Annotated in this window: 13 protein-coding genes; 6 read left to right on the plus strand and 7 right to left on the minus strand. The window is 65.0% G+C overall.

Annotation, left to right across the window (positions count from 1 at the left end):
- The first annotated feature begins 38 nt into the window (after nt 1–38).
- Nucleotides 39–1,127, plus strand: coding sequence for an S-(hydroxymethyl)mycothiol dehydrogenase (locus AC1TPF_RS17370; RefSeq protein WP_482139232.1), 1,089 nt, complete (start codon nt 39–41; stop codon nt 1,125–1,127).
- Entirely contained in the window at nt 1,124–1,753 is a 630-nt protein-coding gene (locus AC1TPF_RS17375) for an MBL fold metallo-hydrolase (protein ID WP_482144842.1), read from the plus strand. Before AC1TPF_RS17370 ends, AC1TPF_RS17375 begins: the two co-directional genes overlap by 4 nt.
- Here the strand turns inward: AC1TPF_RS17375 and AC1TPF_RS17380 are convergent.
- The 4 genes from AC1TPF_RS17380 to AC1TPF_RS17395 form a co-directional block, all read right to left on the minus strand.
- A complete protein-coding gene (locus tag AC1TPF_RS17380) occupies nt 1,750–2,619 on the minus strand; it encodes an SGNH/GDSL hydrolase family protein (RefSeq protein WP_482144843.1) in 870 nt (289 codons plus the stop codon). The genes AC1TPF_RS17375 and AC1TPF_RS17380 overlap by 4 nt on opposite strands.
- Before the next feature lie 103 nt (nt 2,620–2,722).
- Nucleotides 2,723–3,199: a hypothetical protein gene (locus tag AC1TPF_RS17385; RefSeq protein WP_482144844.1), complete on the minus strand. Its 477-nt coding sequence runs from the start codon at nt 3,197–3,199 to the stop codon at nt 2,723–2,725.
- A complete protein-coding gene (locus AC1TPF_RS17390) occupies nt 3,196–4,440 on the minus strand; it encodes a TFIIB-type zinc ribbon-containing protein (protein ID WP_482144845.1) in 1,245 nt (414 codons plus the stop codon). The genes AC1TPF_RS17385 and AC1TPF_RS17390 overlap by 4 nt, the downstream gene beginning before the upstream one ends.
- 4 nt (nt 4,441–4,444) lie before the next feature.
- On the minus strand, nt 4,445–5,584 hold the full coding sequence (locus tag AC1TPF_RS17395) for an SPFH domain-containing protein (RefSeq protein WP_482144846.1): 1,140 nt from the start codon (nt 5,582–5,584) through the stop codon (nt 4,445–4,447).
- Nucleotides 5,585–5,676: 92 nt separating this feature from the next.
- On the opposite strand from AC1TPF_RS17395, the gene AC1TPF_RS17400 reads away from it, so the two are divergent.
- Together AC1TPF_RS17400 and AC1TPF_RS17405 are read left to right on the plus strand one after the other, a co-directional pair.
- Complete coding sequence (locus tag AC1TPF_RS17400) at nt 5,677–6,399, plus strand: DUF5642 family protein (protein WP_482139238.1); 723 nt, start codon at nt 5,677–5,679, stop codon at nt 6,397–6,399.
- A 111-nt stretch (nt 6,400–6,510) separates the two neighbouring features.
- The gene (locus tag AC1TPF_RS17405) at nt 6,511–7,782 is read left to right on the plus strand and encodes a DUF4192 domain-containing protein (protein WP_482144847.1); all 1,272 of its coding nucleotides are present in this window, start codon (nt 6,511–6,513) and stop codon (nt 7,780–7,782) included.
- Here AC1TPF_RS17405 and galE read toward each other — a convergent pair whose 3' ends face one another.
- Nucleotides 7,783–8,763: a UDP-glucose 4-epimerase GalE gene (gene galE, locus AC1TPF_RS17410; protein ID WP_482139240.1), complete on the minus strand. Its 981-nt coding sequence runs from the start codon at nt 8,761–8,763 to the stop codon at nt 7,783–7,785. It abuts the gene before it with no gap.
- Nucleotides 8,764–8,775: 12 nt separating this feature from the next.
- Entirely contained in the window at nt 8,776–9,459 is a 684-nt protein-coding gene (locus AC1TPF_RS17415) for an iron-dependent transcriptional repressor DtxR (protein WP_482139241.1), read from the minus strand.
- Nucleotides 9,460–9,579: 120 nt separating this feature from the next.
- Here AC1TPF_RS17415 and AC1TPF_RS17420 point away from each other — a divergent pair, with 120 nt between their 5' ends.
- Entirely contained in the window at nt 9,580–10,860 is a 1,281-nt protein-coding gene (locus AC1TPF_RS17420; protein WP_482144848.1) for an acetoin utilization protein AcuC, read from the plus strand.
- Nucleotides 10,853–13,561 (plus strand): bifunctional acetate--CoA ligase family protein/GNAT family N-acetyltransferase, encoded by a 2,709-nt coding sequence (locus tag AC1TPF_RS17425; protein ID WP_482144849.1) that lies wholly within the window; start codon nt 10,853–10,855, stop codon nt 13,559–13,561. The genes AC1TPF_RS17420 and AC1TPF_RS17425 overlap by 8 nt, the downstream gene beginning before the upstream one ends.
- Nucleotides 13,562–13,661: 100 nt before the next feature.
- On the opposite strand, the gene AC1TPF_RS17430 is transcribed toward AC1TPF_RS17425, so the two are convergent.
- Nucleotides 13,662–14,633 carry a sigma-70 family RNA polymerase sigma factor gene (locus AC1TPF_RS17430; RefSeq protein WP_482139244.1) on the minus strand — a complete coding sequence of 324 codons (972 nt, stop codon included), beginning with the start codon at nt 14,631–14,633 and terminating at the stop codon, nt 13,662–13,664.

The raw sequence follows: 14,633 nt of genomic DNA on the forward strand, positions 1-14,633 counted from the left end.
ACCTGGACCAACAAACACAAGTGCGGCGAGAGGTTGTCATGGCAGAGCAGGTGCGTGGTGTGGTGTCGGCGGGCAAGGGTGCCCCGACCACGATCGAGACCATCACCATCCCGGATCCGGGGCCACGCGATGTGGTGGTGCGGATCCTCGCGTGTGGTGTGTGTCATACGGACTTGGCCTACCGCGAGGGTGGGATCAACGACGAATACCCGTTCCTGCTTGGCCATGAGGCCTCCGGCATCGTCGAGACCGTTGGCGATGAGGTCTCGCTCGTCGCGCCCGGCGATTTCGTGGTCCTGAACTGGCGTGCTGTCTGCGGTGAGTGCCGGGCCTGCAAGCGGGGCCGCCCGCAGTACTGCTTCAACACCCACAACGCGAGCAAGCCGATGACCCTGGCCGATGGCACCGCATTGACGCCGGCCCTGGGTATCGGTGCGTTCGCCGACAAGACCCTGGTCCATGAGGGTCAGTGCACCAAGGTTGCCGCCGATGCCGATCCGGCGGTCGTCGGACTACTCGGTTGCGGTGTGATGGCCGGTATCGGTGCGGCCATCAACACCGGCAATGTCGGTCGTGGCGACAGTGTTGCCGTCATCGGTTGCGGCGGTGTCGGAGATGCCGCGATCGCCGGTGCCCGATTGGCGGGTGCGACCAAGATCATCGCCGTCGACCGGGACGCCCGCAAACTCGAATGGGCCAAGGACCTCGGTGCCACCCACACGATCGACGGTTCGGTCGTCGAGGACGTCGTCGCGGCGATCCAGGAACTGACCGACGGCAACGGCGCCGACGTGGTGATCGATGCGGTGGGCCGCCCGGAGACCTACAAGACCGCGTTCTATGCCCGCGATCTGGCCGGCGTGGTGGTTTTGGTCGGTGTGCCGACCCCGGAGATGACCCTGGAACTCCCGTTGGTCGACTTCTTCTCCCGCGGCGGTGCACTCAAGTCGTCCTGGTACGGCGATTGCCTGCCCGAACGTGACTTCCCGATGCTGGTCGACCTGTATCAGCAGGGCCGGTTGCCGTTGGAGAAGTTCGTGTCCGAGCGAATCGGTCTGACGGACATCGAATCGGCCTTCCACAAGATGGAGGCCGGCGAGGTGCTGCGCTCGGTGGTGGTCCTATGAGCATCAAAGTCGAACACGTCGTCACCTCGGGGCAGTTCAGCCTCGACGGCGGAACCTGGGATGTCGACAACAACATCTGGATCATCGGCGATGACTCCGAAGTGGTGATCATCGATGCCGCGCACACCGCGCCGCCGATCATCGATGCGGTCGGCGGCCGGAAGGTCAAGGCGATCGTGTTGACCCATGGCCACAACGACCACATCACCGCCGCTCCGGAACTGTCGAAGGCCACCGATGCACCGATGTTGCTGCACCCCGGCGACACCATGCTCTGGGATCAGACCTACCCCGACATCACTCCCGACGGTGATCTGGCCGATGGGCAGAAGATCAGCGTGGCCGGAACCGATCTCGTGGTCCTGAACACTCCCGGACATTCACCGGGCTCGTGTGCGATCTACGTACCCGAACTCGATGTCCTGTTTTCCGGGGACACCCTGTTCTCGGGTGGGCCCGGCGCCACCGGCCGCTCGTTCTCGGATTTCGGAACGATCATCGAGTCCATCCGGACCAAGATCCTCACCCTGCCCGCGCAGACCAAAGTCCACACCGGACACGGTGATTCCACCGCGGTCGGGCAAGAAGCCCCACACCTCGAGGAATGGATCAAACGCGGCAGTTAGCTCCCGATCGCCGACAACACCAGGTCGGCGATCGCGCTCTCACCGACGGCATTGGGGTGGAGCCTTACGGCTCCCTGCGGGGAGTTGTAGGGCTCTATCCACCGTTGCGGGAAGCTCTGGCAGGAGTTGTGCGCGACGGTGGGTGTGAACGTGTCCAGCCACTGGACGCCTGCGCTGCCTGCCATCGATCTCAAGGTGGCGTTGAGGTGCTTCTCGATGTTGTTGAGGTACGCGGTGTCCTTGACCGAGAACGGATTTCGCGGCACGCAATTTCCTTGCTGGGGAAAGATCGCCGGATAGCCGAGGACGATGATCCTGGCCGACGGGGCGCGGCTCTTGATGCCTGCTATCGCGTTGGCGATTGCAGGGGCGGTGTACAGGGTGATCGTGTCAGAGAACCGTGATCCATTGCGGGTTTCGCAGGTGAGCATGTCCGAACCGATCTCGCCGAAGGGGTTCTCGGCGCACGAGTTGACGCTGTCGGAAAAGACGAAGCCGTCGTTGTAGCCGATCAGCATCGTCACCAGATCGGTGTTCACGTTCAAGGCTTCGAACTGCGGCGGTTGACCGGCCAACTGGGAAATGATCAGGTTGTCCGTTCGAGCTCCGCCGCAGCTCATGTCGGTCAACTTGTAGCCCTTGGCCTGTGCGACGAGGTGGGAAAAGTTGACTCCGGAGCGACTACAGCCCGCCGGTGTGCCCTGCGCTTTCGGCGGAACTCCGGCACCGGCGGAGAACGAGCCACCGAGGGAAACGTACGAGAATGTGTGGGCACTGGCCGGTGAGACGACGACACAGGTTGCCACCACTGCTGCGACTGCCGCGATGACGATGCCGACTGCTCGGAGCATCCTGTTTTGTCTCACCGATAAAGGCTAGGTCCCGTGTTTGCGGGGCCGTGGAAGAACGGCGGTTTCGTGGTCCAGCTGAGACCGTCCCTATATCGGCGCTCGATCGTCACCGGTGAAACTAGTTTTCGAGTTGCGGAGGCGAACTCATCTGGGTGACCAGGGCGTCGACGAGTTGGAGGTTGATCCCGCCACCGGCCGACAGCGTCGCTGCCACGTTCTCCAGTTCGGTGACCGCTGAATCCGCTTGGGCAACCAGCGATTCGCGCAATCTGCCCGGCGATGCGGCGGCGGCGATCAGGCGATTGTCCAGATCCGTTGCCGCAATCTCGATTCGAACCCGCGCGTCGATGCGGGCGCCGTCGTATTCGAGTTTCGGATCGGACCGCAGCAGTGCGAGAGCATCGCGGATCCGGCGGTGAAGCCGGGCCTCGGGGTCATGTGAACCCGCCCACGATGCCGGAGCGTTGGTGGCCTGACCGGGAATGATCTCGTTGGCCGCCAGCGCGCCTGCCCGGATTCGCCGGGTCATCACGAAGACCCCGGCCACCGCTGCCACGCAGGCGACAAGGACCACCAGCACGATCGCTGTGATCATTTCAAGCCCTGCCAGGCCACGACGACGCCGACGATGAGTATGAGCGCGGCCAGCACGGCAAAGGCGATCTTGACCGTGCTCCACGGGCGCTGCCCCTGGACCTCGCCGGTGACACCGTTGATGAAAACCTGAAAAGGGTTGCCGGCGTACACAACTGTGAGCAGCCAGATCGGCAGCAGCACGTGCTTGAACCTCAACGCGTTGTACCTGGTGTCCTTGTTGTTGATGCGTTGATGATCGCCTCCGATATCCCGCCGGATGGCCGCGTCGATGCCGGCGTTGATCCGTGACTGCGCCACAGGGAAGCACTGCTCGGCATCGAGGTCGTAGGTGCGGCAGAGATGCCCGGCAACGAATTCGGGACTGTACGGGGTGGCCTGCCCGGTCGGCCAGGGTTCGAGCTCGTGGACGCGGTCGGTGTCGAAACCGGTGTTGGCCAGCACTGCGACGTCGTCGAAGTTGTTGTGTAGGACGCCCGATCGATGGCTCCAGCGCGTCCTGGTCTCGGTGCGCCGGTTCTCGCCGCTGCCGGTGGTGACGGTGTAGGTGTCACCACGCATGCCGGTATAGGACGTGGTCGTGTCCGTGTCATAGGTGAAGTACGCGGCGTAAATGCTGGTGAACGAACCGACTTCGCGGTACTTCTTGAACTCCGACGGCGCGAACCAGCGACTGTTGATCCATTGTTCGATGACCTCACGGCCCTGCTTGTCGTCCACCTGAAATGGCAGGATCCCGTCGACCGGCAACCGGAGCGGGGCGTCGTGGATGTCGTCGCGCTGGATCGGAGTGGCGCAGTAGGGGCATCGGGTGGCGGTCAGGGTCCCGCTGAATGTGGTTCTGCCGCCGCAGCTCTGGCAGATGATCTCACGTTCGGTCACCGCTGCCGAGGAGGCAGGCTGCTCGGCCATCAGGCTGCGCAGTTGAGACATCGTGGACTGCAGGTCGTGCTCGACGACACGTCGCTTCGGGTCGAGGACGATCGCGTGCGAGCGACCGCAACTGAGGCACAACAGGGCTCCGGTGGCCGGATCGAAAACCAGTGGTGCACCACAACTGTCGCAGGGGTACGTGCGGGTTTGTTCGGTGACCTGGAATATCGCACGCTGCGGATCAGACGGGCCCGGCTCCGGTACCGGCGGCATCGGAGGTAAAGGCGGTAGCGGCGGTAGCGGCGGTGGCGCCGTATCCCCGCCGTAGTTGTTGTCGGGCAGGGGCGGTGGGAGGTGTGAGTCGGCCATGTTCCTATGCCGTGGGGTTGTTCGGGAGCGGGGGAGGGGTGCTGAAGAGACCGGACAGCGCGGGCACGGTGCCGGCAGGCGCCCAGCCCGGCATGCCCTGGTTCCAGACGAGCGTGGACGCGGTGAACTGACCGGATGCCGCTGCGGCCTGGAGTTGCGCGATCGTGAACGGGCCGGCGGGCTGCCCGCCGTTGTCGATGTGGAATGTCGCGGCGCCCGGCAACGGCGGGGGAACCGGCGCCTGCGCGGGTTGCGCGCCCTGGCCACCGAACTGCCCGGCCATCTGACTGCCGAGCGCAACGCCCATGCCCGCCGACATCATGTCGCCCATCGCGCCGCCGCCCGGGTTCTGCGCCGCGGCGATCATCGCGTCGGCTGCCTTGCCCTGCTGGTACCGGTCGAGATCCCCGACGTTGTTGAGGAATCCGCTCTCCTCGACACCACGGGCCACACCGCGCGTCATCGCGGTGGTGATCTCGTCGGGTAGCGAGATGTTCATGGTGATCGAGTCGATCGACAGACCGAACTCGTCATCGACCCGGTCATTGACGAATGCCTGGAGCTTCTCCGACAACTCGACCTGGCGGCCTTGGAGGTCGATGACCCCGAGACGGGTCTCCATGATCATGTCCGAGAACGCGAGGGTGATGACCCGGCGGATCAACTCGGTGATCTCGTCGACACCGACCGAGCTGTCCGTCCCGATGACCTCGCGCAGGAAGGTCTCAGGTTCGGCCACTCGAACGACACACAAACCATTGGCCCGGACCTGGACCATCGTGAAATCGGGATCGCGGACGGTCACCGGATTGGGCGTGCCCCATCGCAGATCGGTGACCGGACGGGTGTTGATGAAATACACCTCGGAACGGAACGGGCTGTTGAATCCGTGCTTCCATCCCTGCAATGTGCTCAGCAGCGGCAGGTTCTCGGAGGTGAGCGTGTAGTGCCCTGGCCCGAACCGGTCGGCGAGCTTGCCGCGATAGACGAAAACCGCCTGTTGACCTTCGCGAACGATGAGTTCGGCCCCGTTTTTGATCTCGTTGTTGTAGCGGGGAAAACGCCACGCCAACGTGGAGCGTGAGTCGTCGATCCATTCGATGATGTCGACGAGCTCACCCTTGATCTTGCCGATGATCCCCATATTCGGTGTTCTCCCTAGCGATTCGGTTGCTCCCGGCGAGTCTAGTCGTGTCGCGCACACCAATGGGGCGGTCGCGATGGCACAGTGGGCGGGTGAGTCAGGTGTCTTCGAAGCGGACCAAGTCGTGCTGGGTATTGCCGGCAGCGTTGGCTGCTGCCCTGTTCCTGGGTGCGTGCACGAATGCGGTGGACGGTGATCCGGTCGCGGCGCCGCAGAGCGCGGAACTCTCGTCTGAACCGGGGGCCTTCCCGTCGGAGGAGATCGACGTACGCGAGCGATCGGTGACCGCCGAGGACTTCCCGGCCGCGTACAACGCGACCGAGGTGTCGGCCGACAAATTGGCCGCGGTGCTGGCAGATACCGCAGGATTTCCCGTCGGCGGTCTGGTGTCGCCTGCGAGTTGTGCGCCCACCCCGTTGCCTGCGACGTCCGATGAGGCCGTCGCACTGACGGCCACCGGCGCGGCCGCCAACGCCGGCATCCTCACCGCGATCACAGTGCTGACCGACTCGCCGTTGTCCGAGTTGGAGGCACAGCTCGAGGCGTGTCCGACATATACGACCACCAATCAGGGTGTGACCGCCACGGTGACCACGACGGTGCTGCCGCCGTCACCCGCCGACTCGCAGGAATCGCTGGCTTTCCGGCGTGTCACGGTGTCGGGGTCGATGACCCAGACGATGACCGCACTGGTCGGCCAGAACGATGGGGTGCGGGTCTACGTCACCGTCATGGCGCCGGGGTCGGGGCCGGTACCCGACGGTATGGCACTCGACGAGCTGTTCACCACCGCGCTGGAGCGCTCGCGCGGCTGAGCCCGCTTGTGGATGATTCCGCTTGTGGATGATTAACCGTGGGGTGGATAAGCCGGCCAATGTGATAGTCGGCCTTGATATCCGGTCTGCGGTGGGACCGACCATCGCCACATGACATCTGACGAATACACAACTTCGGTATCCGGTCCGGGCGCACTGATCACGGCGGTCCCGGCCTTACTCGGCTTCATTCCGGACCGGTCACTGATCCTGGTGACCTTCGATGGTGACGGGACCGAGATCGGCACGACGATGCGCCACGATCTGGCGTTCGGCGACGACGGTCTGCCCACACCGCCGACGCTGAGCGTGATCGAGCATCTGGCTGCGGTCTGCGAATCGTACGACGTGGTCCGGGTGGTCGCGGTCATCGTCGACGACACCTATCCGATCGACACCGGTGAGTACCGGCGGCTGGCCGCCATCATCGACCGGAATTTGTCGGCGACCGGCGGCCTGCACGGAGCCTTCGCCACTGCCGCCATCACACAGGGCAGTCAATGGCACACCGTGTGGGACAACCGGTCGCCCGGCGAATGGTCTGGGGCGCCGGTGTATTCGGGACCTCAGACGGGACTGGTGGGCGACCCGAAGATCAGCCCCGTCGCCGTGGCGCGGGCGGTCAGCAAGGGCAGGCGGGTGTTGAACACCCGCAGCGAGATGGTCGAACATCTGGCGCCCCTGCCGCACTGTGGTGACGACGATTGTGACGCGCACATGCTCTCGGCGGCCGACGACCTGGCCTACCGCGATCTCGCGGCCGACCGGGCCGGTCGGAGCGGGACCACCTTCGACGGCGAAACGGGTTCGGTGGACCAGACATTCATCGACCGATGGGTGCTGGAAGATTGCGTCGATGCGTTCGGGATCGGTGCGTTCGGGGAGCATCGGACTCCACTGGACGTCGTTGTCGAGCACATGCGGCGCCTGCAGGAACGAAACGATCTCGAGTTCGCGCTGTCCGTGATCTACCGCGGTGATACCGGTGCACTGACCTGCGACGAACTGCGGATCTTCGACAAGGCGCTGCGGGAACTCTGTGTCCGCGACGCGCTGATTGCGTTGGCCGTCACCGCCATCTGGATCGAGGCCGAGCAGGTGTGGGCGACGCTCTGCCGTCGGCTCCGGGGCCGCAGTCAGGCGGCCGCGGCGACACTCCTCGGGTTTGTGCACTATGTGCACGGCAACGGGGCGATGGCAGGCATCGCCTTCGACCGTGCACTCGAGGCGAGCCCGGGCTATTCGATGGCGGTGCTGTACAGCGACGCTCTCACCCGGGGGATACCACCGAACGTGATCGGCGAGTGTGCCCAGACCGGCTATCTCGTCGCCCGGTCGCTCGGAGTGGAACTACCCGAAGCGGTGATGCACCCGGCGGCCTGATCAGACCGTCGAGTGGGCGCGCACGCCGAGCGAGCGGGTGTAGTCCCAGGCATCGGCCACGATCACCGACAGGTCTGTTTTCGCCGGGTACCAGCCGAGGTCGGCGATGGCTTTGTCGCTCGATGCGATCAGCACCGCCGGATCTCCGGCACGCCGCGGCGCATCGACCACGTCGATCGTCAGTCCGGTGACCTCTTCGACCGCCGAAATAACCTGCCGCACAGAGAAACCGGTGCCGCTGCCGAGGTTGAAGATTTCATGGCGGCCGGCAACTGCGGCCTCGAGGGCCAGCACATGCGCAGCCGCGAGGTCTTGCACATGGATGTAGTCGCGGATGGCCGTGCCGTCATCGGTGGGGTAATCCGTGCCGAACATCTTGATGTGGTCGCGGTGACCGAGCGCCACCTGCAGGATCAGTGGGATCAGGTGCGTCTCGATGACACGGTTCTCGCCGGCACCGCCGTAGGCACCGGCGACGTTGAAGTACCGCAGACTCGTTGCCGCGAGGCCGTGCGCATGCGCGTACGACGTGATGGCGTGGTCGATGGCCAGCTTGGTGGCGCCGTACGGATTGGTCGGCCGGGTGGGCGCCGACTCCAGGATCGGGACCGCTTCCGGTTCGCCGTAGGTGGCCGCCGTGGACGAGAAGACCAACCGCGGAGTACCCGAGATCCGGATCGCCTCGAGGAGCGAGAGTGACTCGACTACGTTGCCGTACCAGTACTTCTCGGGCTGTTCGACAGATTCACCGACCAGCGACTGTGCGGCGAAATGCAGAACACCGTCGAACGACTGTCCGGTCAGGACACCGGCGGCGACATCGCGGACATTGCCCTCGACGAACGCGGCTCCCTCGGGGAGCGCATCGGCATTGCCGGTCGACAGATTGTCGATGATGGTCACGTCGTGACCATGTTCGATCAGGACACGGGCACAGACGCTACCCACATAACCGGCTCCGCCGGTGACAAGGAGTTTCATTGAGGTCCGGTATCAGACTTTCTCGACCTGGACGGAATGCGCCATCTCTTCCGAGAGCTGCAGTCCGGTATGACCCGGAGTGCTGATCACGATCGAATCCGGCAACACCGTGACGTTGACGCGAGCGCTTGGAACGACGCCCGCTTCCTGAAGGGCGCTGATCAACTCGGGGTCGGCCTGTGCGTGCTCGGACAGCCTGCGCACGATCACCGCAACCGGTTCACCTTGCGGCAGTTCGGAGATCCGTGTCATCGCGGTGGGCGCGTTGGTCGGGGAGTAGCCAAGCAGTTCCAGTCCGGGAATCGGATTGCCGTACGGCGACGTGGTCGGATGATCGAGAACCTCGAGCAGCCTGCGCTCGACGTTTTCACTCATCACGTGCTCCCAGCGGCATGCCTCGGCGTGTACGTCTTCCCAGGGCATCCCGATGACGTCGACCAGGAGCCGTTCGGCCAGGCGGTGTTTGCGCATCACGGACGTGGCCAGATTGCGGCCCTTGTCGGTCAGTTCGAGGTGGCGGTCTCCGGCAACGAGTACCAGGCCGTCGCGCTCCATCCGCGCTACGGTTTGTGACACGGTCGGTCCGCTCTGCTCGAGACGTTCGGCGATCCGTGCCCGAAGGGGAACAATGCCTTCTTCTTCGAGGTCGTAGATCGTCCGGAGATACATCTCAGTCGTATCGATCAGTTCGTTCACGATCTCCATCCCTTTCGTCTTGACCCAGGTTACCTGCCCGGAAGGGTGTTGTTGGTAGCCCCGCGGGAGGTCGTGGGTCACATCAACGTGTGGTGTCGAGCAGGACACTAGGCTCAATTCATGAGTACTCGGTCACATACGTCGAATCCCCAGTCCGCGGCAGTGATCTGGAGCGACGAATTCCTGCGCTACCGGTGGACGCCCGCACACCCGATGAACCCGGTCAGGCTGGCGCTGACCATGTCTCTGTCGCGGTCCCTCGGGGTGCTCGACGGTATCGAGACCCGTGCTCCGATGCCGGTGGACGACCGGCTGCTGCAGACCGTCCACACCTCGTCCTACCTCGACGCGGTCCGGGCCGCATCGAACATCGACGACCACAGCAAGGGCGCCGCGCACCTACTGGAGCGTTTGTTCGGGCTCGGCAGCGCCGACAACCCGGCCTTCGAGGGCATGCACGGCGCGGCGAGTGTGTTGGTCGGGGGAACGATGGCTGCAGCGGCGGCGATCGCCTCCGGGTCGGTGAAGCGGGCCGTCAACATCGGCGGTGGCATGCACCACGCGATGCCCGGGCACGCGGCAGGTTTTTGCATCTACAACGACTGTGCGGTCGCGATCCGCTGGCTCCTCGACCAGGGCTACGACCGGATCGCGTACATCGACATCGACGCCCACCACGGGGATGGCGTCCAGAAGGTGTTCGCCGCCGATCCCCGCGTGCTGACGGTGTCGCTGCACCAGCATCCGGCAACGCTCTGGCCGGCGACCGGCTGGCCCGAAGAGGTGGGTGAGCAGGACGCGCGGGGGACGGCGGTCAACATCGCCCTGATGCCGGAAACCAACGACAAACTCTGGCTGCGGTCGTTCAACGCGATCGTTCCGGCCATGATCGACCAGTTCCGTCCGCAGCTCATCGTCAGCCAATGTGGTGCCGACAGTCACGTCCGCGATCCGCTGACCGACCTGTCGCTCACGGTCGACGGTCAGCGCGCCGCGATCCTGACAATGCGTGATCTTGCCGACAAATACTGCGAGGGCCGGTGGCTCGCCGTCGGTGGTGGCGGTTACGGCATCGTCGATGTGGTGCCCCGCAGTTGGACTCATCTGATCGCCGCGGTCACCGACAACGACATCGCACCCGATACGATCATCGATGAAAGTTGGCGCGAGGCAGCCAAAGTCGAAACGCAGTTGCTCGACGAGTCGCTCCGCGGTGATCCGGCACCCACCATGACCGACGGTGGCGACCTGGACTACCTACCCTGGAACGGTGACGGTGGAGGCCCGCTCATGGAGGGTGTCACCGAGGCGGCTCAGACCCGCCTCGACGCCACCATCATGGCCACGCGTCGAGCTGTGTACCCGATGTGCGGTCTAGACCCGGAGGATCCCCGTGACTGACAATTCTGAGATCAGCGATCCGGTGACCGAGAACGTCCGGCCCGATCAGCGTGGACCGCACGACTATCCGCGCCACTGGATCGCCGATGTGCTTGCCAGCGACGGTGGTGTGGTCCACCTGCGGCCCATCGTGCCGGAGGACGCCGACGCGCTGGTCCGGTTCCATTCGGGACTCTCCGAACGCACGCGCTACCTACGATATTTCGGCCCCTTCCCGCACATCCCGGCACGCGAACTCGCCCGGATGACGACCGTCGACCACTACTCGCGGGTGGCGTTCGTGGGTGTCCTGGGCGGTGAGATCATCGCCATCGGGATCTACGAGGGTCTGGCCGCGAGCGGCAAGCCCACCACGGCCGAGGTCGCCTTCGTCGTCGCCGACGAGCATCAGGGTCGCGGGCTCGGTCCGGTGCTGCTCGAACATCTCGCGGGCGCGGCCGCCGAATGCGGGTTCGAGAAGTTCGAGGCAGAGGTCCTCGCGGAGAACCCGAACATGGTCGCGGTGTTCCGTGACGCCGGTTATCAGCTGCGCCGCAGTTTCGACGGCAGCACCATCCACGTCGAGTTCACCATCGACCCCACCGAGGCGTTGTTGTCGGTGCGCAATGCCCGCGAACGCGCATCCGAGGCACGCAGTGTCGCCAACCTGTTGCGTCCGGGGTCCGTTGCGGTGATCGGCGCATCGGTGGACCGGCTCAAGGTGGGAAATGCGGTGCTGGCCAATGTGGTCGCAGGCGGATTCACCGGCCCGGTCTTCCCGGTCAACTCCGAACACCGTGCGGTCCGCGGCATCCGGGCCTACTCCACGGTGCGGGACATCCCCGACCCGGTGGATCTGGCGATCGTCGCGGTTCCGGCCGACGCCGTCGAAGAGGTGCTCGACGACTGTCTTCACAAGGGCGTCAAGACGATGCTGGTGCTCTCCGCGGGATTCGGTGACACCAGCGATTCGGGGCTCGCCTCGGAGCGGCGTCTGGTCGAATCGGTTCGGGAACACGGCATGCGCCTGGTGGGTCCCAACGCGCTGGGCGTGGTCAACACCGACCCGGCGATCTCCCTCAACGCCACGCTCGCCCCGCATGTGCCCGGTCGCGGTGCGGTCGGATTCTTCTGTCAATCCGGCGCTTTGGGCATCGCGATCCTCGACACCGCCGCCCGCAGGCAGCTCGGCCTCTCGACATTCGTCTCGGCAGGCAACCGCGCCGACGTGTCGGGCAACGATCTACTGCAGTACTGGGACACCGATCCCGACACGGAAGTGGTGCTGCTGTACCTCGAGAGTTTCGGTAACCCGCGGAAGTTCACCAGACTCGCGCGACGGGTCGCCAGTGGCAAACCGGTGGTCGCGGTGAAGTCGGGCCGCGGTGCGGTACCGCCGGCGATGGCAGCTGCCGACCATTCGCTCGACGACGCCAGTACCCGCGCGCTGCTCGCCCAGGCCGGGGTCATCCAGGTCAGCACCATCGGCCAACTGTTCGACTGCGCAACGGTTTTCGCCTATCAGCCGTTGCCCCGCGGGCCGCGGGTGAGCATCGTCGGGAACTCGACGGCGCTCGGTGTGCTGGCGCAGGAGGCGGGCAGTCACTTCGGACTGCAGGTCGTCCAGCGCGTCGATCTGGGGCCGGGAGCAACGCCGGAGACCTTCGAGGAAGCGGTGCGTACCGCCGCCGCCGATGACGACGTCGACGCGCTCATCGCCGTGTTCGTGCCGCCGGTCGCGGTCAGTGTCGATCGATACGCGCAAGCACTGATGACCGGGATGTCCGGGGCCGACAAGCCGGTGGTCACCACATTCCTTGCGGTGGAGGGTATTCCGCAGCATCTGACGGTCCTGGGGCCATACGGCACCCCGGCGCGTGGCTCCATCCCGTCCTATCCGAGTCCAGAGCGGGCCGCCGAAGCATTGGGACACGCCTGGCGGTACGCGCAGTGGCGTTCGCGTCCGGCATCGCAGGTCAAGCGTCCGGTCGACGTCGATCCCGATCTGGCTCGGCGACTCGTCCGGGAAGCGGTGGAAAGAGCAGGCGGCGCGGTCATCGATCTCGATGATGAGCTCACCGCGCAGGTCCTGCGCTGCTACGGAATCGAGATCGTCCCGTTCCGGGAGGTCAGTACGGTCGAAGAAAGTGTCGCAGCGGCAAACGAACTCGGCTATCCGGTCGTGGTCAAGGCATTCTCGTCGGTGTGGCGCGGGCGGGCCGACCGCGAGGGCGCCCGGCTGGATCTGCCGGATCAGCACGCTGTGGAACTCGCGATGGTCGAACTCACGGAGGTCACCGGAGAGTCCCGGTTGCACGTGCAGAAGATGGCTCCGAAGGGCATCAGCACCGTTATCCGGGTTCAAGACGATCCGTCTTTCGGTTCATTGATGTCGTTCGGACTCGCCGGCGTGACCAGTGATCTGCTGGGGGACCGCGCCTACCGGGCGCTGCCGTTGACCGAGAACGACGCCGCCGATCTCATCGAAGCGCCGCGCTCGGCGCCACTGTTGTCCGGGTACGGCGGATCCGAACCGGTCGACAAGGAGGCCCTGATCGACCTCGTGATCAGGATCTCGGCACTGGTCGACGACATACCCGAGACGCGGGACGTGGTGTGCGATCCGATACACGCCACCCCCGGCGGCGTTGCCGTGCTGTCCGCCCGGATGACCGTGGGGCCGGTGCCGACCAAACACGATTCCGGACCTCGCCGGCTCTGACGCACCGGGGCCCGGATTTTCGGGCCGGGTCCGCCACAGCGATCAGCCGCCACCGACGATGTCTGGTGGCGGCTGATCTAGGCGATGAACGTTGTGTGTGTCAGCTGGCGTAGTCGCGCAGGCGCTCGGCCCGCTCACCCTGGCGAAGCTTCGACATGACCTCGCGCTCGATCTGGCGAACCCGCTCGCGGGACAGACCGAACATGCGGCCGATCTGGTCGAGGGTGCGCGGCTGGCCGTCGTCGAGTCCGAAGCGCAGGCGGATGACCTGCTGTTCGCGCTCATCGAGCGTGGACAGGACGGACCGCACGTCGCTGTGCAGGAGTCCGGCGATCACGGCGTTCTCGGCCGAGGTTGCCTCGGCATCCTCGATGAAGTCGCCCAGTGGTGCCTCTTCGTCGCTGCCGACGGGCATGTCGAGGCTCACCGGGTCGCGACTGTGATCGAGGAGATCGGCGATCTTCTCCGCGGGGATGCCCGACTCCGACGACAACTCGTCGTCGGTGGCCTCACGTCCGAGCTGCTGATGCAGTTCGCGCTTGATACGGGCCAGCTTGTTGACCTGCTCCACGAGGTGGACGGGGAGCCGGATCGTGCGGCTCTGATCTGCCATACCGCGGGTGATCGCCTGACGGATCCACCAGGTGGCGTAAGTCGAGAACTTGAAGCCCTTGGCGTAGTCGAACTTCTCCATCGCACGAATCAGTCCGAGGTTGCCTTCCTGGATCAGGTCGAGCAGCGGCATGCCGCGACCGGTGTAACGCTTGGCCAGCGAGACAACCAGGCGCAGGTTGGCCTCGAGGAGGTGGGCGCGTGCCGACTCGCCCTCGCGGACCAGCTGGGCCAGGTCCTTCTTCTTCACCGCGGACAGACGCTTACGCGTCGCCAGTACGTGCTTGGCGTAGAGACCGACCTCGATCTGCTTGGCGAGATCGACTTCTTGTTCGGCGGTGAGCAGCGCGGTGCGGCCGATCCCGTTCAGATAGACACGGACCAAATCCGAGGCCGGGCTCTGCGCATCCAGGTCCTGTTCGGTCATCGCCGGACGGATGGTGGTGGTAGGGCTGGACAT

This window comes from Williamsia sp. Y853 (assembly GCF_056786495.1).

Excerpts from the sequence above, each read along its gene's own strand:
- AC1TPF_RS17375 (WP_482144842.1), top strand. The coding sequence starts at position 1,124 with ATGAGCATCAAAGTCGAACACGTCGTCACCTCGGGGCAGTTCAGCCTC.
- AC1TPF_RS17390 (WP_482144845.1), bottom strand. The coding sequence starts at position 4,440 with ATGGCCGACTCACACCTCCCACCGCCCCTGCCCGACAACAACTACGGC.
- galE (WP_482139240.1), bottom strand. The coding sequence starts at position 8,763 with ATGAAACTCCTTGTCACCGGCGGAGCCGGTTATGTGGGTAGCGTCTGT.
- AC1TPF_RS17395 (WP_482144846.1), bottom strand. The coding sequence starts at position 5,584 with ATGGGGATCATCGGCAAGATCAAGGGTGAGCTCGTCGACATCATCGAA.
- AC1TPF_RS17405 (WP_482144847.1), top strand. The coding sequence starts at position 6,511 with ATGACATCTGACGAATACACAACTTCGGTATCCGGTCCGGGCGCACTG.
- AC1TPF_RS17420 (WP_482144848.1), top strand. The coding sequence starts at position 9,580 with ATGAGTACTCGGTCACATACGTCGAATCCCCAGTCCGCGGCAGTGATC.
- AC1TPF_RS17385 (WP_482144844.1), bottom strand. The coding sequence starts at position 3,199 with ATGATCACAGCGATCGTGCTGGTGGTCCTTGTCGCCTGCGTGGCAGCG.
- AC1TPF_RS17370 (WP_482139232.1), top strand. The coding sequence starts at position 39 with ATGGCAGAGCAGGTGCGTGGTGTGGTGTCGGCGGGCAAGGGTGCCCCG.
- AC1TPF_RS17430 (WP_482139244.1), bottom strand. The coding sequence starts at position 14,633 with ATGTCCAGCCCTACCACCACCATCCGTCCGGCGATGACCGAACAGGAC.